Origin of the sequence: Streptomyces sp. NPDC020422, assembly GCF_044386705.1 — a bacterium.
Lineage (GTDB): Bacteria > Actinomycetota > Actinomycetes > Streptomycetales > Streptomycetaceae > Streptomyces.
The window spans coordinates 388,592-407,682 of record NZ_JBIRVJ010000004.1 but is presented as its reverse complement, the minus strand read 5'-3'; the positions used below and the strand labels follow the sequence as shown (position 1 = coordinate 407,682).

Annotated in this window: 19 protein-coding genes; 12 read left to right on the top strand and 7 right to left on the bottom strand. The window is 74.2% G+C overall.

The genetic code is table 11. The annotated features are described in order from the left end of the window. Positions 1-14 precede the first annotated feature (14 nt). Positions 15-1,550: a serine hydrolase gene (locus tag ACH414_RS12665; protein ID WP_382539397.1), complete on the bottom strand. Its 1,536-nt coding sequence runs from the start codon at positions 1,548-1,550 to the stop codon at positions 15-17. A gap of 46 nt (positions 1,551-1,596) precedes the next feature. Further along, complete coding sequence (locus tag ACH414_RS12660) at positions 1,597-2,328, bottom strand: cobalt-precorrin-6A reductase (protein ID WP_398941753.1); 732 nt, start codon at positions 2,326-2,328, stop codon at positions 1,597-1,599. Positions 2,329-2,340: 12 nt separating this feature from the next. Between ACH414_RS12660 and ACH414_RS12655 the strand changes: the two genes are divergently transcribed. Then, a complete protein-coding gene (locus tag ACH414_RS12655; RefSeq protein ID WP_382539392.1) occupies positions 2,341-3,483 on the top strand; it encodes a cobalt-precorrin-5B (C(1))-methyltransferase in 1,143 nt (380 codons plus the stop codon). Between the two features lie 77 nt (positions 3,484-3,560). After that, the gene (locus ACH414_RS12650) at positions 3,561-3,635 is read left to right on the top strand and encodes a 50S ribosomal protein bL37 (protein ID WP_106976029.1); all 75 of its coding nucleotides are present in this window, start codon (positions 3,561-3,563) and stop codon (positions 3,633-3,635) included. A gap of 27 nt (positions 3,636-3,662) precedes the next feature. Here the strand turns inward: ACH414_RS12650 and cobM are convergent, their stop codons facing one another. Genes cobM through ACH414_RS12635 form a run of 3 tightly spaced genes read right to left on the bottom strand, consistent with a single transcriptional unit; the run spans position 3,663 to position 5,828 of the window. Beyond that, positions 3,663-4,412 carry a precorrin-4 C(11)-methyltransferase gene (cobM, locus tag ACH414_RS12645; RefSeq protein WP_382539389.1) on the bottom strand — a complete coding sequence of 250 codons (750 nt, stop codon included), beginning with the start codon at positions 4,410-4,412 and terminating at the stop codon, positions 3,663-3,665. A gap of 8 nt (positions 4,413-4,420) precedes the next feature. Next, the gene (gene cbiE / locus ACH414_RS12640) at positions 4,421-5,644 is read right to left on the bottom strand and encodes a precorrin-6y C5,15-methyltransferase (decarboxylating) subunit CbiE (protein WP_398941751.1); all 1,224 of its coding nucleotides are present in this window, start codon (positions 5,642-5,644) and stop codon (positions 4,421-4,423) included. Between the two features lie 43 nt (positions 5,645-5,687). Next, complete coding sequence (locus tag ACH414_RS12635; RefSeq protein ID WP_382539382.1) at positions 5,688-5,828, bottom strand: DUF6126 family protein; 141 nt, start codon at positions 5,826-5,828, stop codon at positions 5,688-5,690. Positions 5,829-5,929: 101 nt separating this feature from the next. Here ACH414_RS12635 and ACH414_RS12630 point away from each other — a divergent pair, with 101 nt between their 5' ends. The 3 genes from ACH414_RS12630 (at position 5,930) to ACH414_RS12620 (ending at position 8,186) form a co-directional block, all read left to right on the top strand. Then, positions 5,930-7,009 carry an LLM class flavin-dependent oxidoreductase gene (locus tag ACH414_RS12630; RefSeq protein ID WP_382539575.1) on the top strand — a complete coding sequence of 360 codons (1,080 nt, stop codon included), beginning with the start codon at positions 5,930-5,932 and terminating at the stop codon, positions 7,007-7,009. A 4-nt stretch (positions 7,010-7,013) separates the two neighbouring features. Further along, positions 7,014-7,637 carry an FMN reductase gene (locus tag ACH414_RS12625; protein WP_382539379.1) on the top strand — a complete coding sequence of 208 codons (624 nt, stop codon included), beginning with the start codon at positions 7,014-7,016 and terminating at the stop codon, positions 7,635-7,637. Between the two features lie 78 nt (positions 7,638-7,715). Continuing rightward, complete coding sequence (locus ACH414_RS12620; RefSeq protein WP_398941749.1) at positions 7,716-8,186, top strand: universal stress protein; 471 nt, start codon at positions 7,716-7,718, stop codon at positions 8,184-8,186. Between the two features lie 279 nt (positions 8,187-8,465). Here the strand turns inward: ACH414_RS12620 and ACH414_RS12615 are convergent, their stop codons facing one another. Continuing rightward, positions 8,466-8,870 carry a hypothetical protein gene (locus ACH414_RS12615; RefSeq protein ID WP_382539373.1) on the bottom strand — a complete coding sequence of 135 codons (405 nt, stop codon included), beginning with the start codon at positions 8,868-8,870 and terminating at the stop codon, positions 8,466-8,468. Positions 8,871-9,040: 170 nt separating this feature from the next. Here ACH414_RS12615 and ACH414_RS12610 point away from each other — a divergent pair, with 170 nt between their 5' ends. From ACH414_RS12610 to ACH414_RS12585, 6 genes are all read left to right on the top strand, one after another. After that, on the top strand, positions 9,041-9,466 hold the full coding sequence (locus ACH414_RS12610; RefSeq protein ID WP_382539370.1) for a hypothetical protein: 426 nt from the start codon (positions 9,041-9,043) through the stop codon (positions 9,464-9,466). Further along, positions 9,463-9,906: a hypothetical protein gene (locus ACH414_RS12605; RefSeq protein ID WP_382539367.1), complete on the top strand. Its 444-nt coding sequence runs from the start codon at positions 9,463-9,465 to the stop codon at positions 9,904-9,906. Before ACH414_RS12610 ends, ACH414_RS12605 begins: the two co-directional genes overlap by 4 nt. Positions 9,907-10,016: 110 nt before the next feature. Next, the gene (locus ACH414_RS12600; RefSeq protein WP_382539364.1) at positions 10,017-10,253 is read left to right on the top strand and encodes a DUF2630 family protein; all 237 of its coding nucleotides are present in this window, start codon (positions 10,017-10,019) and stop codon (positions 10,251-10,253) included. 41 nt (positions 10,254-10,294) lie between these two features. Continuing rightward, the gene (locus tag ACH414_RS12595; protein WP_398941746.1) at positions 10,295-12,265 is read left to right on the top strand and encodes an FUSC family protein; all 1,971 of its coding nucleotides are present in this window, start codon (positions 10,295-10,297) and stop codon (positions 12,263-12,265) included. Positions 12,266-12,562: 297 nt separating this feature from the next. After that, positions 12,563-14,038 (top strand): APC family permease, encoded by a 1,476-nt coding sequence (locus ACH414_RS12590; RefSeq protein ID WP_382539358.1) that lies wholly within the window; start codon positions 12,563-12,565, stop codon positions 14,036-14,038. A gap of 29 nt (positions 14,039-14,067) precedes the next feature. Continuing rightward, the gene (locus ACH414_RS12585; RefSeq protein ID WP_382539355.1) at positions 14,068-15,057 is read left to right on the top strand and encodes a hypothetical protein; all 990 of its coding nucleotides are present in this window, start codon (positions 14,068-14,070) and stop codon (positions 15,055-15,057) included. A gap of 16 nt (positions 15,058-15,073) precedes the next feature. Here the strand turns inward: ACH414_RS12585 and ACH414_RS12580 are convergent, their stop codons facing one another. Further along, the gene (locus ACH414_RS12580; protein ID WP_382539353.1) at positions 15,074-17,137 is read right to left on the bottom strand and encodes a PhoX family protein; all 2,064 of its coding nucleotides are present in this window, start codon (positions 17,135-17,137) and stop codon (positions 15,074-15,076) included. A 212-nt stretch (positions 17,138-17,349) separates the two neighbouring features. Between ACH414_RS12580 and ACH414_RS12575 the strand changes: the two genes are divergently transcribed. Continuing rightward, positions 17,350-19,083 (top strand): VWA domain-containing protein, encoded by a 1,734-nt coding sequence (locus ACH414_RS12575; RefSeq protein WP_398941744.1) that lies wholly within the window; start codon positions 17,350-17,352, stop codon positions 19,081-19,083. The last annotated feature ends 8 nt before the right edge of the window (positions 19,084-19,091 follow it).

Here is a 19,091-nt window from a genome sequence, read left to right as displayed (position 1 = left end):
GGGCGAGGCCCCGGCTACCGGGTGAACGTGCCCAGCCCCTCCCCGTCCAGGTACTCCACCGTGAACGACTTCCCGTCCGGCTTGAAGGTCACGCCGGTGCGGCCGACGGCGTTCTCGCCCGCGGTCTCGAAGCTGTACGTGTCGCCGGAGTAGTGCGTCAGCGGGTACGCCTGGGGCTTCGGGCCCAGGTGGAGGGTGAGGGTGCCGTTCGCGGCCGCGGTGATCTCGGCGGGGCCGTAGTAGGCGTTGCGGTAGGTGCCCGTGTAGGTGGCGGGCGCCTTCGCGGGGGTGGCGTCGGCGGGCGGGTGGGCGTAGTCGGTCTTGGAGACGGCCTCGTCCGCCTGCTGCTGGTAGAGGGCGTCGACCAGCGGGATCCAGTCGCGGGTCGGCTGGCCGTGCTCGGCGATGTCGAAGAAGTCGAGGGCCACGGCGTCCGCGACGCCGACCGGGGAGGCGTTGGTGAGGACGACGATGCCGAGCTGCTCGCCCGGCAGCATCGTGACGTTGGTGTGCGCGCCCAGGGCGAACGCGCCGGTGTGCGAGAGCCGCAGGCGGCCCGCGTCGTCGTAACTCACGTTCCAGCCCAGGCCGTAGAAGCCGGTCCGGGCGGCCGGGGCGCGGGGCGGGCTCGCCACGGCCTCCGGCCAGTGGGTGCGTTGCAGGGCGTCGGCGGGGATGATCCGGCGCCCGTCGAGCTTGCCCTCGCCGAGTTGCAGCTTCAGCCAGGTCGCCATGTCCCGGGCGGAGGAGCTGACGCCGCCGGCCGGGGACTGGGCGTCCGGGTCGCGTACGGACTTCGCCTCCCAGCCGCCGGCCGTCTTGACGTGGCCGTAGGCGCGGTCGGGGGAGTCGGCGTAGTCCTGGAAGCGGGAGCTGGTGTGGTCCATGCCGGCCGGCTTGTAGAGGACGTCGGCGGAGAGCTTCTCCCAGGGCACGCCCTTCTCGTCGGCGACGGCCTGCGCGGCCGCCGTCAGGCCGAAGTTGGTGTAGGCGTAGCTCGCGCGGAACGGGGCCAGGGGCTCGTAGCGCAGGTGGGACAGGATGTACGCCCGGTCGTAGCCGAGGTCTTCGAGGAGGTCCCCGGCGTGGTCGGGGAGCCCGCTGCGGTGCGAGAACAGGTCGGCGGCCGTCACGTGCGAGGTGACCCACGGGTCCTTGAGGCGGAAGCCCGGCACGTGCGGGGCGACGGGTTTCGCCCAGCCGTCGACGCCCACGGCGCCGGCGACGACCGTGGAGGCGATCGGCTTCGAGACGGACGCCAGCTGGAAGACGGTGTCGGCGTCGACGGCGGCCGTCTCGCCGGCCTTCCGCACTCCGTAGCCGGTCAGCTTCACGACCTTGCCGTCGTGGACGACGGCGACGGCCGCGCCCGGCACCCCGGTCCGTCTCATTGCCGCCTCGACCACCCCGTCGAGCCGGTCGACGGCCCGCTGCACCTCCGCGTCGTCGAGCTGGGGCGGGGGCTGCGGCGGGGGCGGGGAGGGCCCCGGGGCCGTGGCGCCCAGAAGCGCCGTGAGTCCCGCCGCGGCAAGCAATCGAACGGTGCTCATTACTCCATTGAAAGGCGGGCGTCCGGGTCTGTCGCGCGCTGCGCGCTCAGCCCGCCAGGGCCCGCGCCCAGGCGGCGGCCTCCTCCGGCGTCGACGCCACCGGGACGCCCTGCGGGACCGGCGGGCGGCGGACCACGACCACCGGGACGGCGGCCTCGCGGGCCGCGGTGAGCTTCGGGGCGGTCGCCGCGCCGCCGCTGTCCTTCGTCACCAGGACGTCGATGCGGTGCCGGGCGAGGAGGCCGCGTTCGCCGTCGAGGGTGAACGGGCCGCGGTCCAGGAGGAGTTCGGAGCGGGCGGGCATCGGGGCGTCGGGGGCGTCGACGGAGCGGACCAGGAACCACTCGGGGCGGTCGGCGAAGGCCGCGAGACCGAGGCGGCCGGAGGTGAGGAAGACCCGGTCGCCGAGGCCGTCGAGGGCGGCGGCCGCCTCCTCCAGGGAGCCCACCTCGTGCCACCGGTCGCCCGCCACCGGGACCCAGCCGGGACGGCGCAGCACCAGCAGGGGAACATGGGCGGTGGCGGCCGCCCGGGCCGCGTTGAAACTGATCCGCTCGGCGAAGGGATGGGTGGCGTCGATGACCGCGTCCACGTCGTGCCGCCGCACCCACGCGGCGAGCCCCTCCGGCCCGCCGAAGCCGCCGATCCGCACCTCGCCCGCCGGGAGCCGCGGCGCGGCGACCCGCCCCGCGAGGGAGCTGGTGACGCGGACGGTGCCGTCGAGGAGCCCCGCGAGGAGCCGGCCCTCGGTCGTTCCCCCGAGAATGAGTACGTGCATGGGAGTCCATCCGTGAATGCGGCGAGTTCCGGCGGCGGGCGTGAGGCCCAACTCAAGCACACCGGTCTGCGCCCCGGCTGGACGACCGGTGCCTGCGCGACGGCGGCGACGACCGCCGCGTACACGGCGCTGCTCACCGGCGAGTTCCCCGACCCGGTGACGATCACCCTGCCCAAGGGGCAGACGCCGTCCTTCGCGCTGGCGGTGGAGGAGCTGGGCGCGGAGCAGGCCATGGCAGGGGTCGTGAAGGACGCCGGCGACGACCCGGACGTCACCCACGGCGCGCTGGTCCGCTCGACCGTGAGGCTGCTGCCGGCCGGCTCGGGCGTGGTCTTCCGTGCGGGTCCCGGGGTCGGCACGGTCACCCTGCCCGGGCTGCCCCTGGAGGTCGGCGAGCCGGCCGTCAACCCCGTCCCCCGGCAGATGATGCGCGAGCACGTCGCCGCGGTCGCCGCCGCGCACGGCGGGAGCGGCGACGTGGAGATCACGCTCTCCGTCGACAACGGCGCCGAGATCGCCCGCTCCACCTGGAACCCGCGGATCGGCATCCTCGGCGGCCTGTCCATCCTCGGCACCACCGGCATCGTCGTGCCGTACTCGTGCTCGGCCTGGATCGACTCGATCCGCCGGGGCGTGGACGTGGCCCGCGCGGCCGGGCTGACCCATGTGGCGGGCTGCACCGGCTCCACCTCGGAGAAGACGGTGACCACGCTGTACGACCTGCCGGAGATCGGCCTCCTCGACATGGGCGACTTCGCGGGCGCCGTCCTGAAGTACGTGCGCCGCCACCCGGTGGACCGGCTGACCGTCTGCGGCGGCTTCGCGAAGCTCTCCAAGCTGGCCGCCGGCCACCTCGACCTGCACTCGGCCCGCTCCCAGGTCGACAAGCCCTTCCTCGCCGCCCTCGCCCGCACCGGCGGCGCCTCCCAGGCCCTGGCCGACGAGATCGCCGGCGCCAACACGGGCCTGGCCGCCCTCCGCCTCTGCGAGACCGCCGGCGTCCCCCTCGGCGACCTGGTCGCCACCCGCGCCCGCGACGAGGCCCTGGCGGTGCTGCGCGGGGCGCCGGTGGCGGTGGACGTGGTGTGCATCGACCGGGCGGGGGTCGTGGTGGGGCGGTCGGCGGTGGCGGGGCCTCCCGTACGGCCGCGCTGACGGCGGCCGACGTGCGGGCCCCCGGGCCCGAACCTAGGCTGGCGACGGCAGCGTCCCCACCAGTGAGAGGGAGTCCCATGGCCAAGCGCGGCAACAAGAAGCGGGCCCGCAAGAAGAAGAACGCCAACCACGGCAAGCGGCCCAACGCCTGAGGGCGTCCTTCCGGTGCCCGGGTCCGTTCAGCAGGTGTGGCGGTCCCGGGCCGGGTCGTAGAGGTGGCTGTCGCGGAACTCCGAGGCGGCCAGGGTGCGGCCCACGATGATCACGGCGGTCTTGGTGATCCCCGAGGCCTTCAGCTGGTCCGCGATGTCCTCCAGCGTGCCGCGCAGGACGACCTCGTCCGGGCGGCTGGCCATCGCGACGACAGCGGCGGGGCAGTCCGCGCCGTAGTGGGGGACGAGTTCGGCGACGATGCGGTCGGCGTAGCGGGCGGCCAGGTGGAGGACCAGGAGGGCGCCGCTGCGGCCGAGGGTCGCCAGGTCCTCGCCCTCCGGCATGGGAGTGGCCTGCTGGGCGATCCGGGTCAGGATGACCGTCTGGCCGACCGTCGGGACCGTCAGCTCCCGCTTCAGGGCGGCCGCGGCCGCCGCGAAGGCCGGGACGCCGGGCACGACCTCGTACGGGATGCCCGCCGCGTCCAGGCGGCGCATCTGCTCGGCCATGGCGCTGAAGACCGACGGGTCGCCGGAGTGGAGGCGGGCCACGTCCTGGCCGGCCTCGTGGGCGGCGGCGATCTCCGCGACGATCTGGTCCAGGTCCATCCGGGCCGTGTCGACGAGCTTGGCGTCGGGCGGGCACTCGGCGAGCAGTTCGGTGGGGACGAGGGAGCCGGCGTAGAGGCAGACCCCGCACGAGGCCAGCGTGCGCGCGCCCCGCACCGTGATCAGGTCGGCCGCGCCGGGGCCCGCGCCGATGAAGTAGACGGTCATTGCTCTGTTCAACCCTTCGTTACGGACCATTGCGTGACCGGCATCGCCTGGCGCCAGCCGGTGAAGCCGCCCACCGGGACCGCGGCGGCGACCGCGAGCCGGATCAGCTCGCCGCCGTGGCTGCGGTAGCGCTCGGCGAGCAGCGCCTCGGACTCCAGCGTCACGGTGTTGGCGACCAGCCGGCCGCCGGCCGGGAGGGCGTCCCAGCAGGCGTCCAGCAGGCCGGGGGCGGTCAGGCCGCCGCCGATGAAGACCGCTTGGGGGGTGGGGAGGCCGGCGAGCGACGCGGGGGCCGGTCCCGTCACCACCCTCAGGGCCGGTACGCCGAGAGCCGCCGCGTTGCGGGCGATGCGGGCCGCCCGTTCCGGGGACCTCTCCACGGAGACGGCCCGGCAGTCGCGGTGGGCCCGCATCCACTCGATGCCGATGGAGCCGGAGCCGCCGCCGACGTCCCAGAGCAGCTCCCCGGGGGCCGGGGCGAGCGCGGCGAGCGTGGCGGCGCGGACGTACCGCTTGGTGAGCTGGCCGTCGTGCTCGTAGGCCTCGTCCGGCAGGCCGGGCGTGACGCCGAGCCGGGGGGTCTCGGGGTCGCGGGCGCAGTCGAGGGCGATGACGTTGAGGGGGTCGGTGAGCGCGTGGGGCCAGTCCGCGGCCGTGCCGTCGAGGGTCCGCTCGCGTTCGGAGCCGAGCTGTTCGAGGACCCGCATCCGGGTGCCGCCCCAGCCGCGCCCGCGCAGCAGCGCGGCCACCCGGGCGGGCGTGTCGGCGCCCTCGCTGAGGAGCAGCAGGCGCCGCCCGTCGTGCAGGCGGCCGGTGAGGGCGTCGAGGGGGCGGGCGACGAGGGAGACGGTCTCGGTGGCCTCCAGGGGCCAGCCGAGCCGGGCGCAGGCGTACGAGACGGAGGACGGGTGCGGCAGGACGTCGAGGCGGTCCGGGCCGAGGATCCCGGCGAGGGTGCGGCCGATCCCGTAGAACATCGGGTCGCCGCTGGCGAGGACCGCGATCCGGCGCCCTTCATGGGCGGCGAGCAGGCCGCGCACGGCCGGCAGCAGCGGGGTGGGCCAGGGCTCGCGGGCGCCAGGGCAGTCGGCGGCGGGCAGCAGGTCGAGCTGGCGGGGGCCGCCGATCAGCACCTCGGCGGCGCGCAGGGTCCGGCGGGAGGCCTCGGCCAGTCCGTCCCAGCCGTCGGCGCCGATTCCGACGACCGACACCACCGATATCGCAGCGTTCACGCCCGGGACTCTACGTGAGCGCCCGCGGGGAGGCGTCCCGCGGTCACTTGTGGGCGTTCTGGCCCACGTAGAAGAGCAGCCACACGAAGCCCGCGAAGGCGTGGGTGGCGAAGACGTAGACGAAGACGCGCAGCATCACGCCGCGCTCCTTCCACCGCTCGGTGTCGGTGCCGGGGTCGGTCATGCCGTCCAGGGTACGGGCCCGGGAATAGCGGGGGTGGATGCGCCGTTGGACGCGATGGTTTAAGATTCAACCAACACCAGGAAACGCGAGAGGTGAGCACGATGCAGTTCGGGATCTTCACCGTCGGCGACGTGACGACCGACCCCACCACCGGCCGCACCCCCACGGAGCACGAGCGGATCAAGAACACCGTCGCCATCGCGCTCAAGGCGGAGGAGGTCGGCCTGGACGTCTTCGCGACCGGCGAGCACCACAACCCGCCGTTCGTCCCGTCCTCCCCCACCACCCTGCTCGGCCACATCGCCGCGCGGACCGAGAACCTGATCCTGTCCACCTCCACGACGCTGATCACCACCAACGACCCGGTGAAGATCGCCGAGGACTACGCGACCCTCCAGCACCTCGCCGACGGGCGCGTCGACCTGATGATGGGCCGCGGCAACACCGGCCCGGTCTACCCCTGGTTCGGGCAGGACATCCGCCAGGGCATCCCGCTCGCCATCGAGAACTACGCGCTCCTCCACAGGCTGTGGAGGGAGGACGTGGTCGACTGGGAGGGCAAGTTCCGCTCCGCGCTGCAGGGCTTCACCGCCACCCCGCGCCCGCTCGACGGCGTCCCGCCGTTCGTCTGGCACGGCTCCATCCGCTCCCCCGAGATCGCCGAACAGGCCGCCTACTACGGCGACGGCTTCTTCGCGAACCACATCTTCTGGCCCAAGCAGCACACCGAGAAGATGGTCCGGCTCTACCGGCAGCGGTACGCGCACTACGGACACGGCACCCCCGAGCAGGCGATCGTCGGCCTCGGCGGCCAGGTCTTCGTGCGGAAGAACTCGCAGGACGCCGTACGGGAGTTCCGCCCGTACTTCGACAACGCGCCGGTCTACGGTCACGGCCCGTCCCTGGAGGAGTTCAGCCGCGAGACCCCGCTGACCGTCGGCTCGCCGCAGGAGGTCATCGAACGCACCCTGTCCTTCCGCGAGTACGTCGGCGACTACCAGCGCCAGCTCTTCCTCGTCGACCACGCCGGACTGCCCCTGAAGACCGTCCTGGAGCAGCTCGACATCCTCGGCGAGGAGGTCGTCCCGGTGCTCCGCAAGGAGTTCGCGAACCTGCGGCCCGCCGGCGTTCCGGAGACCGCCCCGCTCCACCCGTCCGTCCAGAAGAAGCTGGAGGTCTGACGCCATGCAGACGTTGAAGCTGGTCGCCGTGTCCGCCGGACTCAGCGCGCCCTCCTCCACCCGGCTGCTCGCCGACCGGCTGCTCCAGGCGGCCCGGTACCGGCTGGCCGAGCAGGAGTACGCCGTCGACGTCGAGGTCGTCGAACTGCGCGACCTGGCCGTCGACATCGCGAAGAACTTCGTCACGGGCTTCCCCTCGGAGAAGCTCCAGGCGGCGATCGACACGGTGACCGGCGCGGACGGCGTCATCGCCGTCACCCCCGTCTTCACCGCCTCCTACAGCGGACTCTTCAAGTCCTTCTTCGACCTGATCGACCCGACCGCCCTCAGCGGCGTCCCGGTGCTGATCGGCGCCACCGGCGGCACCGCCCGCCACTCCCTCGTCCTCGACCACGCCCTGCGCCCGCTCTTCGCCTATCTGCGGGCCCTCGTCGTCCCGACCGCCGTGTACGCGGCCTCGGAGGACTGGGGCTCGGGCGGCGACGAGTACACCGAGGGGCTGCCGGCCCGGATCACCCGGGCCGGGAACGAGTTCGCGGACACGGTGGCGGCCCGGCCGGCCCGGCGGACGGACGAGGACGAGATCGTCCCCTTCGAGAAGCAGTTGGCCGATCTGCGCCTGGATTGATCGGTTTGTTACGTTGGTCGGGAGGTTCCCGCGCGGGGCCCCGGACGGGGCCTCCCGACAGCGAAACGGAGGTCGGCCATGGCCGGCGGCAGGATCGTGGTGGGCGTGGACGGATCGGCTCCGTCCCTCAGAGCGCTGAAGTGGGCGGCGGCACAGGCCGCCCTGACCGGGGACACCCTGCAGGCCGTGACCAGCTGGGAGTACCCGGCCTCCTGGGCCACGCTCATGCCGGGCGTCCCGCCCGAGTTCGACCCCGAACGCCTGGCGAAGCAGATCCTCGACGAGTCCCTCGCCCAGGCCCTCACCCCCGAGGAGGCCGCCGCGGCCACCCGCACCGTCGTCGGCGGGAACCCGGCCCAGGCCCTGGTCGACCAGGCCGCGGGCGCCTCGCTGCTGGTGGTCGGCGACCGCGGCTACAGCGGCTTCAAGGCGGCGGTCCTCGGCTCCGTCTCCTCGAACGTCGCCCAGCACGCGCCCTGCCCGGTCGTCGTGGTCCGGGGCGAGTTCCCCGGAGGCGAGGCCCCCGGGACCGAGGCCGCCGGGGGCTAGACCCCCGGGACCGAGGCCACCGGGGGTTAGACCCCCGAGACCGAGGCCACCGGGGGGCGTCCCCGGGACCTCGTCCATCAGCCCGTCCGTGCACCGCGGGGCCCGGTCCCCCGGCCGGGTCCCGCGGTGCACGGGCGCACGGACGGGCCGCGGCTCGGGCGGCACGTCCCCGCCGTCCCGAGCCCTCCGGAGCGGCGCCCGGTGTCAGCAGCGCGCGGGGCGGGGCCGCTCGCTGCCCGGCCCCGCCGCGCGGTGGTGGTCGCGTACCACCGCCGCGGGTCAGTAGGGCGCGGGCCGGCCGGCCGCGTCCTCGTGGGTGTAGAAGAGGTAGAAGGCGGCGCCGAACGTCGCGCCTGCCACGATGAGTCCGAGCAGCGCCGAGGAGTAGATGCTCGCGTCGGAGAGGCTGAACAGGAAGCCGATCGCGATGCCGGCGAGGGCGCCCCAGGCGACCGCGCGCAGTTCGCGCCGCAGCGCCCTGCCGTAGCGGTGCAGCCCGTAGACGGAGACGGCGAGGACGACGCCGCTGATCAGGCCGAGCCAGAACTGGCCCCAGGACAGGGCGCCGCCGTCGCGGGCGATGACCGGGGCGTAGAGGCCGTAGGCGATGCCGAGCGTGACGGGCAGGCCCCAGCCGTGCGTGCTCCACTGGCGCCGGGCGGGTACCGCTGCGTGTGCGGCCATGGCAGGTGCTCCTTCCGCGGTCCGGACGAACCGTTCCTGCACCCTCCAGGGCACACCCGGCCCCCGCGGCCCGCAAGTGGATCAGCCACCGGCTCGGGCCTCCGGGGGCGAGTCACCCGGTCGGCGTAGTTGAACGTTCGCCCGTGTGCGGACGCTCCCACGATGAGTCCATGAGTCAGAACACGGCACGACCGCAGAAGCAGACGACAAGCGGCGCCTGGGCGGCCGGGGGCACCCTGTTCGCGGGTGTCCTCATGCTCGTCACCGGCATCATGGACATCTTCCAGGGCATCGCGGGGATCGCCGAGGACGACGTCTACACCCGCGTCGGCGACTACGTCTTCAAGTTCGACCTGACGACGTGGGGCTGGATCCACCTCATCCTCGGCATCGTCGTCGCCATCGCGGGCTACGGCATCCTCAAGGGCGCCGAGTGGGGCCGGGTCGCGGGTATCGCGCTCGCCTCCCTGAACGTCATCGCCCACTTCCTCTTCCTGCCCTACCAGCCGTGGTGGGCGCTCTTCTCCATGGCCGTCTCGATCTTCGTGATCTGGGCGCTGGCCACGGACGACGCCTACGGGGACGAGCGCCGGTGACCGGGCACCGCACCCGCGCCGCCGCCCTGGCGGCCGGCCCGCTCCTCGTCCTGGCGCTCGCCCTCACCGGCTGCGACGAGGCCAAGGACAAGGCCGGCGGCATCGTCTCCTCCGCCACGGCCGCGGTCGCGTCCGCCGCCCAGGAGAAGATGAACCAGGTCAAGGACGGGGTGAACGCGAGCGGCGACGTCAAGGCGGGCGCGACGTCCACGGACGGCGACCGCACGGTCGCCGAGATCACCGCGACCAACCCCAAGGACAAGACCGCCGACTACACGATCATGGTCAACTTCCGCGACACCGACGGCAATCTGCTCGACTCCGTCGTCCTGAACATCGACGGCGTCGAGGCCGGGAAGTCCAAGTCCGGTACGGCCCGCAGCAATCGCACCCTCTCCGGCACGACCAAAGCGGAGATCGCCCAGGCGCTGCGGCACTGACCGCCGGGGCTCGCCCCCCCCCGCCCGAACGGCCCGGACGCGGCGCGTGCCGCCCCCGGGCCGTTCGGTCTCGACCTGCACGTCGGGCCTCGATCGGCCACGCTGAAGGCATGGACAACGACGAGATCCTGGAGAACATCGGCGCCCTCGTCGAGGAGGAACGCGCCCTTCGCCGGCGCACCGGCGGGCTCCTCGACGAGGAACGCGCCCGCCTCGCCGAGCTGGAGATCAAACTGGACCAGTGCTGGGACCTGCTGCGGCAGCGGCGGGCGAAGAGCGAGTTCGGCGAGGACCCGGACACCGCGGCCGTCCGTCCCCCCTCGGAGGTCGAGGGCTACCGGAGCTGACCCCCCGTCGCCCCGGCGGCCCGCCGCCGTACGTTGGACGCATGGCGAAACCCGCACGGCTCACCCCACCCGCCTGGCTCACCGCCGGCCTCCGCCCGCAGCCCACCCCCGTGCCGTGGGCCGCCGTGGCGCGGGCCGCGATCGCGCTCTCCGCACCGCTGGCCGTCGGGTTCGCCGTGGGGCAGCCCGCGTACGGGGCACTGGTGGCGATGGGCGCGCTGTCCGGGGTCATCGGCGACACCGCCGACGCGTACCGGATGCGGATCTACAACATCGCCGTCCCGCAGCTGTTCGGCGCCCTCGGCGTCACCCTCGGCACCCTCGTCTTCGGGCAGGGCTGGCTCGCCGTCGCCGTGCTCACGCTCATCGCGCTCGTCTCCGGGATGATCTCCTCGATCGGCGCCGTCGCCTCCGTCTCCGGCCTGCTGCTCCTCCTCAACGCCGTCGTCGGCGCGGGCCTGCCGATGCCCGACCCGTGGTGGAAGGCACCGCTGCTGCTGACCCTCGGCGGGGTCGTGGTCCTCGTCCTCTCCCTGCTCGGCTGGCCGTTGCGCGGCGGGCAACCCGAACGGGCGGCGGTCGCCGGGACCTACCGGTTCGTCGCCGCGCTCTTCGAGGCCTCCGGCAGCGACGCGTACGACGAGCGGCGCCAGGCCGTCACCGCCTCCCTCAACCAGTCCTACGACCTGCTCCTCGCCCGCCGGGCCCGCCAGCACGGCCGGGCGCCCACCCTGGTCCGGCTGCTGTCCCAGCTCAACGCGGTCACACCGCTCCTGGAGGCCGCGCCCGCCGCCCACCTCGCCGCCCAGCGCTTCCACCGGCCGCTGCCGCCGGAGATCCCGGCCGCCGTCCGCGCGCTCGCCGACGCGATCGAGGAGGGCCGCACCGGGACGCCCGAGGTCGCGCTGCCGGAGGCCCGCCGCCCCTCCGAGAAGGCCGTCGACGCGGCCGTACGGTACGCGGCGACCGTCGTCCACCAGGCCGAGCCCAACCCGCACAACGTCGACGACCGCCTCGGGCGCCCCGCCGCACTGCGCGTCCGGATCCGCCGCACCGCCCGCGCGGCGCTGTTCTCGGAGGCCTCCTGGCGGTACGGGCTGCGGCTCGCGCTGTGCATCGGCCTCGCCCAGGCACTGGTCTCGCTGATCGCCGTACCCCGCTCGTACTGGGTCGCCCTCACCGTCACCTTCGTCCTGAAGCCCGACTTCGGCTCCGTCTTCTCGCGGGCCGTGCTGCGCGCGCTCGGCACCGCCGCCGGGCTGCTGCTGGCCGCGCCGGTGCTCGCCGCGGTGCCCCGCGGCTGGTGGGACGTGCCGGTGATGATGCTGCTGGCGGCGCTCATCCCGGCGTTCTCCGCGAAGGGGTACGCCTTCCAGACGGCGGCCATCACCCCGGTGATCCTGCTCCTGTCCGACCTCCTCAACCACCAGGGCTTCGACCTCGTCCTGCCCCGGCTGTACGACTCCCTGATCGGCTGCGGGATCGCCCTGGTCGCCGGCTATCTGCTGTGGCCCGAGTCCTGGCACACCCGCGTCGCGGACCGGCTCGCCGACGCCGTCGCGGACACCGCCGGATACGTGGCGCTCGCCTTCCGCCCCCAGGGCGCGGCCGACCCGGCCGGAAACCCCGGCGGAGCCGACCCGGCCCGCCGGCACCGGGCCCGCCGCAAGCTGTACCGGGACATGTCCTCCGTACGTTCCGAGTTCCAGCGGGCCCTGACCGAGCCCCCGCCCGCGGGCGACCTGGCCGCCGCCTGGTGGCCGCTGGCCATCGCCGTGGAACGGATCGTGGACGCCACCACCGCCGCCCGGATCCGGGTGGACCACGGCGCGCCCCCGCCCGACCCGGCCGAGGTCGCCGCCGTGGAACGCCAGTTGCGCGAACTCGCCGAGGGGCTGCGCTCCAGCAACGTCCTGGTGGAGGTCCACGCCGAGCTCTCCGGCGACGAGGAGGGCGTCCTCGCCGCCCTGCGCCAGGAGGTGCGCGCGGCCCGCGCGATCACCTCGCCGTAGGGGACGCCGGCGGGCGCCGACGCGGGATCCACCGGTGATCCCACCGGTGGTCCCACCTCTGATCCCAGGCGGGATCTTCTGCGCCCGCCGCCCGCCAAACCTCGCCAATGGGGCGTACGGAAGCCCTTACCGGCGGTTGCGGAACCGAACCCTCCCACCGCCGTTACCGGAATCCACGGGTACGACTACGATGCGCTCGACTCACCGTGATCCGCGCCTCCTCCCCGGCCACAAGCGGCCTGGTGGCACGGTCACTTGCCTGCGTCCCCCGTCCTTCCCCTCCCCGAGGACACCGCCATGCGCACCACCCCCGGCAGAGGCCTCCAGCCCAACGCCCTCGGCACGTTCGACACCATCGTGATGGCCGTGGCCGGCAGCGCGCCCGCGTACTCGCTCGCCGCCACCACCGCCGTGCTGTTCGGCGCGGTCGGCCTCGCCTCGCCCGCGGCCCTGCTCTACTGCGCGATACCGATGCTCGGCATCGTCCTCGCCTACGCCCGGCTCGGCCGGATCGACGTCAACGCCGGCGCCGGATACTCCTGGGTGGGGCGCACCCTCCACCCGTTCCTCGGCTTCCTCTCCGGCTGGGCCCTGGTCTTCGCGGCCACCGTCTTCATGGTCGCCGGCTCCCTGCCCGCCGGCTCCCTGACGCTCTCCCTCTTCGACCCCGAACTCGCCAAGGACACCGCGCTGTCCTGCGCCGTCGGCGCCGGCTGGTTCCTGATGATGCTGCTCGTCGTCCTCGGCGGCGCGCGGCTCACCGTCCGCGCCCAGCTCCTCATGTCCGGCGTCGAGCTGCTCATCCTCCTCGTGTTCGTCCTGGGCGCGGTCGTGCACCGCGGGCACGCCACCGCCTTCGACTGGTCCTGGTTCGGCTTCGGCCACTTCGGCGGGGCCTCCGGCTTCGCGTCCGGCGCGCTGATCGCCGCCTTCTACTACTGGGGCTGGGACGTCACCAGCAACCTCAGCGAGGAGACCCGCGACAGCCGCCGCACCGCGGGACTCGCCGCGCTCGTCGGCGTCGGCGTGGTCTTCCTGCTGTTCGAGGCCTTCACCGTCGCCGTCAACGTGCTGCTGACCGCCGAACAGATCGAGACCGGCGGCGCCAACGTGCTCGCCGTCCTCGGCCAGGAGATCTGGCCGGGCGCCGGCGGCAAGCTCCTGGTCCTCGCGGTGCTGCTGTCCACGGTCGCCACCCTGGAGACCACCCTCATCCAGGTCACCCGCTCGCTGTTCGCGATGGGCCGCGACCGCACGATGCCGGCCGCGCTCGGCCTCGTCCACCGGCGCTGGAACACCCCCTGGGCGGCCATCGCCGCCGTCGGCGCCGCCGCGCTCGTCATGTTCGCCGCGGCCGGTGCCGCCGGCTCCGTCCAGGAGGTCCTGGAGGACGCGGTCAGCGCGATCGGACTGCAGATCGCGTTCTACTACGGCCTCGCCGGCATCGCCGCCGTCGTCGCCTACAAGTCACTGCTCCTCGGCTCCGTACGGGACTTCCTCCTGGGCGGGGTGTGGCCCCTGCTCGGATCCGCCTTCATGCTCTGGGCCTTCGTCGAGTCGCTCGGCGCGCTCTCCACGACCTCCCTCGTCATCGGCCTCGGCGGGCTCGCGCTCGGCCTCGTGCCGATGCTCGTGTACTGGAAGCGGGGCAGCTCGTACTACCGCCCCGCCCGCCTCGACGCGGTCCGCGCGCTCGCCGCCGCCGCGCCCTTCGCCTCACCCGACTCCCCGCGCGCCCGCCGCTCGGACGAGTCGCTCGCCACGGACTTCTGACGGTCACTGCCTTCGAGGGAGGTAACCGGATGGCGGCTCTCCGCAGACCGTCCCGCTCGTCGCGCGCGGCGCGCTTCACACCCGACTTCGACCCGGACTTCGGCGACCGGGCGCTCACCGAAGCACGCCACGACATGGTCATCGGCCGCTGGCAGGGCGTACGGGACCTGCTGCGGGCCACCGGCGACGACTGGACCCGCCGCACCCACCGGCTGCGGCTCCTCTCGCACGCCGCCGCGGGCGGCTCCACCGTCGAGGCCTGGCGGGCGGCCGACCCCCGCGACCCGGACGCGGCCGTGCTGCGGGCCGCGACCGAGGTGGTACGGGTCTTCGACGCGGCCATCGCCGCCGGCCGGGGCAGCACCGTCGAACGCGGCCGGGTCGACGCGGCCGTCGACGCCTGCCGCGAGGCGGCCGAGGCCGCGCCCGCCGACCCGATGCCGTGGGTGGCGCTGCTCTCCGTCGCCCGGCTGTACGAGGGCGGGGTGCAGCGCCGGGAACTGCGGCACTGGTTCGACGAGTTGCGGCGCCGCGACCCGTACAACACCGAGGGCCACACCCAGGTGCTGCGCTACTGGTCGGCCCGCTGGCACGGCACCCACGGCGCCATGTACGACTTCGCGCGCGACGCGGCGGGCGTCGCCCCGCCCGGCTCCCCGCTGCCGATCCTGGTGCAGATCGCGCGGGTCGAGGAGTACCGCTACATCGCGGACGGGGCGCTCGGCCGGGGCCCGGTGCGCGGCTTCGACCAGCACTGGAAGCACGAGCTCGCGGTGACCGAACTGCGCCGCACCCACGCCCGCTGGATCGGCGGGCGCGAGCCGGGCGCCCCGGTGGCCCCCGAGGAGGTCGCCGACCTCAACTACCTGGCCCACGCGGCGTGCTACGCGGGCCAGGTGGAGGTGGCGCGGGAACTCCTCGGCCTGCTCGGCGCACGGGCGGCGTGGGTGCCGTGGGTGTACACCGGCGAGCCGGAGGAGCAGTTCGTGCGCTTCCGGGAGGGCCTGGGCGTGAGCTGAACCCTCCCGGTGCCCGTCAGACGCCGATGTCCCGGCCGTCGGCGCGCCACACGGAGACGACGGCCGGACGCGTGATCTTCCCGGGACCGTCGGGCCAGACGGACGCCGGCTTCTCGACGGAGGCCCCGTCGATCTCGCCCGGGTGCTGGACCGCGACCAGGACCCGGCGGTCCTGGACGATCGGGCCGCAGGTCTCGGCACCGGTCGGGACGGTCAGGAACTGCTTGAGCTCACCGCGCCGCTCGCCGTGCGTGGCGACGCCGAACAGGCCGTCGTGGGAGCCGAGCTGGTTGCCGTCGGTGGAGATCCACAGGTTGCCGTGCGGGTCGAAGGCGACGTTGTCCGGGCAGGAGATCGGGGAGACCCGGTCCTTGGGGAAGCCCGCGAAGTAGGTGGCCGGGTCGTTCGGGTCGCCCGCGACGAGGAAGAGGCGCCACGCGAACCCGTCCGAGGCCGGGTCGTCCCAGTGCTCGGCGAGCTCCAGGATCTGCCCGTGCTTGTTGAGGTTGCGCGGGTTGGCCTCGTCGACGCCGGGGTTGGTCCCCTTGCCCCGGTTGGAGTTGTTGGTGAGCGCGACGTAGACGCGGCCGGTGCGCGGGGAGGGCTCGATGTCCTCGGGCCGGTCCATCTTGGTGGCCCCCACCTTGTCACCGGCGAGGCGCGTGAAAACGTACACCTCCTCGGCGGTCATGCCCGGTACGTGCGAGACGGCGCCGTCCGGGCCGGCCGTGGCCAGCGGGATCCAGACGCCGGAGCCGTCGAACTCGCCGTCGGAGGGCAGCTTGCCGGTGCCGTCGATCTCGGCGGCGGGGCTGTCACCGGTGAGCTTGGCGACGTAGAGGGTGCCCTCGTCGAGGAGGGTGAGGTTGTGCGCGTGCGCGGCGCGCGACCGGCCCTTCTTCATCCGCTTGCTGCCGACGAACTTGTAGAAGTAGTCGAACCGCTCGTCGTCGCCCATGTAGACGACCGGCCGGCCGTCGGCGGTGAGGCGGGGCTGCGCGGCCTCGTGCTTGAACCGGCCGAGCGCGGTGCGCTTCCTGGGCGTCGACTCCGGGTCGTACGGGTCGAGCTCGACGACCCAGCCGAAGCGGTGCACCTCGTTGGGCTCCTGCTTCAGGTCGAAGCGCCTGTCGAAGCGTTCCCACTTGCGCTCGGTGGCGCCGGTGCCGACGCCGTAGCGCTTGTCGGTCGCGCTGGAGCCGTTGGCGAAGTACTGGTTGATGTTCTCCTCGCCGTGCAGCGTGGTGCCCCACGGGGTGGTGCCGCCCGAGCAGTTGTTGAGCGTGCCGAGGACGGTACGGCCGGCGGGGTCGGCGGAGGTCCTGACCAGCGGGCTCCCGGCGACGGGCCCGGCGAGCTCGAACTCGCTGGTGGCGGTGAGGCGCCGGTTGAGCCGGTGGCGGGTGACGGCGGTCAGCCTGCCGGTGCGGTGCTCCTCCTGGACCACGACGACGCCGAGACCGTGGGCGGCCCAGGCGACCTCGACCTGCTCGCGGGTCGGGTTCTCCGGGTCGTACCCGCGGAACATCAGCACTTCGTCCGTGTACTCGTGGTTGGCCACGAGCACCTGCCGGTGGTGCTCGCCGGGGAGCGGCAGCAGCGAGAGGAAGTCGTTGTTGTAGCCGAACTGCCCGGCCTGCGCCTTCGCGGTCTGGTTCTCCGGGTCGAAGGCCGGCGCACCGCGCAGGATGGGCTCGCCCCAGCGGACGACCACGTTCTGCTCGTAGCCGGCGGGGACGGTGACCTGGTCGGCGGTGTTGGGCGCGACGGGTGCGAACCGCAGCCCGCGCGCCCCGTCCACCGTGCCGGGCTTCGGCTTCGGCTTCCCGTGCGCCTCGGCGGCCGGTACGTCCCCGAGCGCGAGCGCACCGCCGGCGGCGGAGGCGACGGTCACGACGGCGGCGGCGCGCATCACGGAGCGGCGCGAGAGCGCGCCCGCTATGACGTCGCCGACGTACTCGTTGGCGCTGGTGTTGGGGACCTCCTGGAAGCAGGCGTCACCGCAACGGAACCGGCAGGTCATGGCGGAACGGCCGCCTCCGTGTGAGTGGTTGCTCAGCATCGGCAGCAGTTTGCGCACTTCGTCCTCCGTGATGTCGACCGTCGTCCGGCGGTGACGTTATGTGTGCACATCTGCACGCCGGAGGCGGCGGAATGAACGCCGGATGAATGCGCGGCGTCCGGGGGCGCCCGGGTCGTAGGGCGGAGGGGGCGCGGCCGCTAACCTTACGTGTCCGCCCTGGCCAGGGATGAAGGACGCATATCGCCCAACTCATGCGAAGGGGTTCGCCCATGGGTATTCGGAGCTTGCTGCGCAAGGTATTCGGCCGAGACCGCGCGAACGACGCCGAAGAGTCCTCCGCCCCGGCGACCTCCGTCCCGCCCCAGTCGTCCTCCCCCGAGGAGACCGCCGCGGAACGCGCGGCGGCGGACCTGGTGGCGGCCTCCTTCGACAACCCGCAGGTCCCGCCGGCCAGGCGGGCGAGCGAGGTGCCCGCGGCGCCGGCGCCTGCGGCGGGCGGGGCAGCGGAAACGACTGCGGCTGCGCCTGCGGCGCGGGAAGCGGACGCGGCTGCGACGGCCGAGCCGGTCGTGCCCGCGGCGCGGGAACCCGAGGCGGCAGATGACGTCGCGGTCGCGACGGGCGAGCGGGACGAGACCGGCGCGGACGCGGACGGCGCGGACGCGGACGTTAAGGCGGACGCGGGCGCGGACGACGACGCCGTGACGGCGGGCGCGGACGACGACGCGGCCGAGGCGGCTCTGGACGCGGACGAGGCCGCGGGCGAGGCCGAAGCGGCGCAGGACGCGGACGGGGCGGCGGCTGACGCCGAGACCGCCGTGGACGCTCCCGCCACGGAGGTGGACGCCCCCGCGGCGGAGCCCCAGGCCGAGGCCGAGGCCCAGGCGGCTGCTGCCGCCGAGTCCCCGGCCGACGCGCCCCAGGTCGAGGCGCCCGAGGCCGAGGCCGCGCCCGCGGCCGACGCCGAGTCCCGGACCGAGGCCGAGGCCCCGGCCCGAGGCGAGGACCTGGCAGAGGCGGAGCCGCAGGCCGAGCCCCAGGCGACCGCCGACGCCGAGCCCCGGGCCGACGCGCCCGAGGCCGAGGTCGCGCCCGCGCCCGGCGCCGAGGTCCCGGCCCAGGCCGAGGTCGGGCCCGCGCCCGACGTCGAAGTCGCACCCGAGCCCGAGGCCGACGCCGAGGTCCCGGCCCACGCCGAGGTCGCGCCCGCGCCCGGCACCGAGGTCCCGGCCGAGGCCGACGTCGTCGCCCTGGCGGACGGGCCGCAGGACGACGCGGCCGCACCCGCCGTCGAGGCGGACGCGGAGGGCGGGGAGCAGGCGGCCGTCGCCGCCCCGGCCGCCCCCGCCCTCTCCCTCGCCAAGCTCAAGGCCGCCGCCCCGCACCTCGCCGACGCGTACAAGGCCGCCGGTGCCGTGCTCAAGAAGCAGGGGCTCGCCGGGGCCAGGGCCGCCGTGTACCTGGTGGTGGACCGGTCGGGGTCGATGCGCCCGTACTTCAAGGACGGCTCCGTGCAGCGGCTCGCCGAGCAGACCGTGGCGCTGGCCGCGCACCTGTCCGAGGACGCGACGGTCACCGCGGTGTTCTTCTCGACCGACATCGACGGCACCGCCGAGCTGCGCCCGGCCGACCTCGCCCCCGACCGCATCGAGACGCTCAACGCGACGCTCGGCCGCATGGGCAGGACCAACTACCACCGGGCGGTCGAGGAGGTCCTCGCCCACCACGAGAAGAACGACCCGACCCGCCCGGCGCTCGTCGTCTTCCAGACGGACGGCGCCCCGGAGTCGAAGACCGCCGCGACGCAGGCCCTGGCCGAGGCGGCGGACCGCCCGGTGCACTGGCGGTTCACGGCGTGGGGCGACGAGGACAACAAGGCCTTCGACTACCTGCGCAAGCTCTCCGCCCCGAAGACGGGCGTGCACCTGGCGGGTCCGGCCCCGCTGGAGACCCCGCACGCCGCCTTCTACCGCGGCCTGCTCGCCGACGCCCCGGCGCTCTGACGAGCCCG

Coding starts and splice junctions, on each gene's coding strand:
- ACH414_RS12595 (WP_398941746.1), top strand. CDS start 10,295: ATGGCGAAACCCGCACGGCTCACCCCACCCGCCTGGCTCACCGCCGGC.
- ACH414_RS12635 (WP_382539382.1), bottom strand. CDS start 5,828: ATGACCGACCCCGGCACCGACACCGAGCGGTGGAAGGAGCGCGGCGTG.
- cobM (WP_382539389.1), bottom strand. CDS start 4,412: ATGACCGTCTACTTCATCGGCGCGGGCCCCGGCGCGGCCGACCTGATC.
- ACH414_RS12615 (WP_382539373.1), bottom strand. CDS start 8,870: ATGGCCGCACACGCAGCGGTACCCGCCCGGCGCCAGTGGAGCACGCAC.
- ACH414_RS12590 (WP_382539358.1), top strand. CDS start 12,563: ATGCGCACCACCCCCGGCAGAGGCCTCCAGCCCAACGCCCTCGGCACG.
- ACH414_RS12665 (WP_382539397.1), bottom strand. CDS start 1,550: ATGAGCACCGTTCGATTGCTTGCCGCGGCGGGACTCACGGCGCTTCTG.
- ACH414_RS12585 (WP_382539355.1), top strand. CDS start 14,068: ATGGCGGCTCTCCGCAGACCGTCCCGCTCGTCGCGCGCGGCGCGCTTC.
- ACH414_RS12600 (WP_382539364.1), top strand. CDS start 10,017: ATGGACAACGACGAGATCCTGGAGAACATCGGCGCCCTCGTCGAGGAG.
- ACH414_RS12575 (WP_398941744.1), top strand. CDS start 17,350: ATGGGTATTCGGAGCTTGCTGCGCAAGGTATTCGGCCGAGACCGCGCG.
- ACH414_RS12630 (WP_382539575.1), top strand. CDS start 5,930: ATGCAGTTCGGGATCTTCACCGTCGGCGACGTGACGACCGACCCCACC.
- ACH414_RS12610 (WP_382539370.1), top strand. CDS start 9,041: ATGAGTCAGAACACGGCACGACCGCAGAAGCAGACGACAAGCGGCGCC.
- ACH414_RS12625 (WP_382539379.1), top strand. CDS start 7,014: ATGCAGACGTTGAAGCTGGTCGCCGTGTCCGCCGGACTCAGCGCGCCC.
- ACH414_RS12660 (WP_398941753.1), bottom strand. CDS start 2,328: ATGCACGTACTCATTCTCGGGGGAACGACCGAGGGCCGGCTCCTCGCG.
- ACH414_RS12620 (WP_398941749.1), top strand. CDS start 7,716: ATGGCCGGCGGCAGGATCGTGGTGGGCGTGGACGGATCGGCTCCGTCC.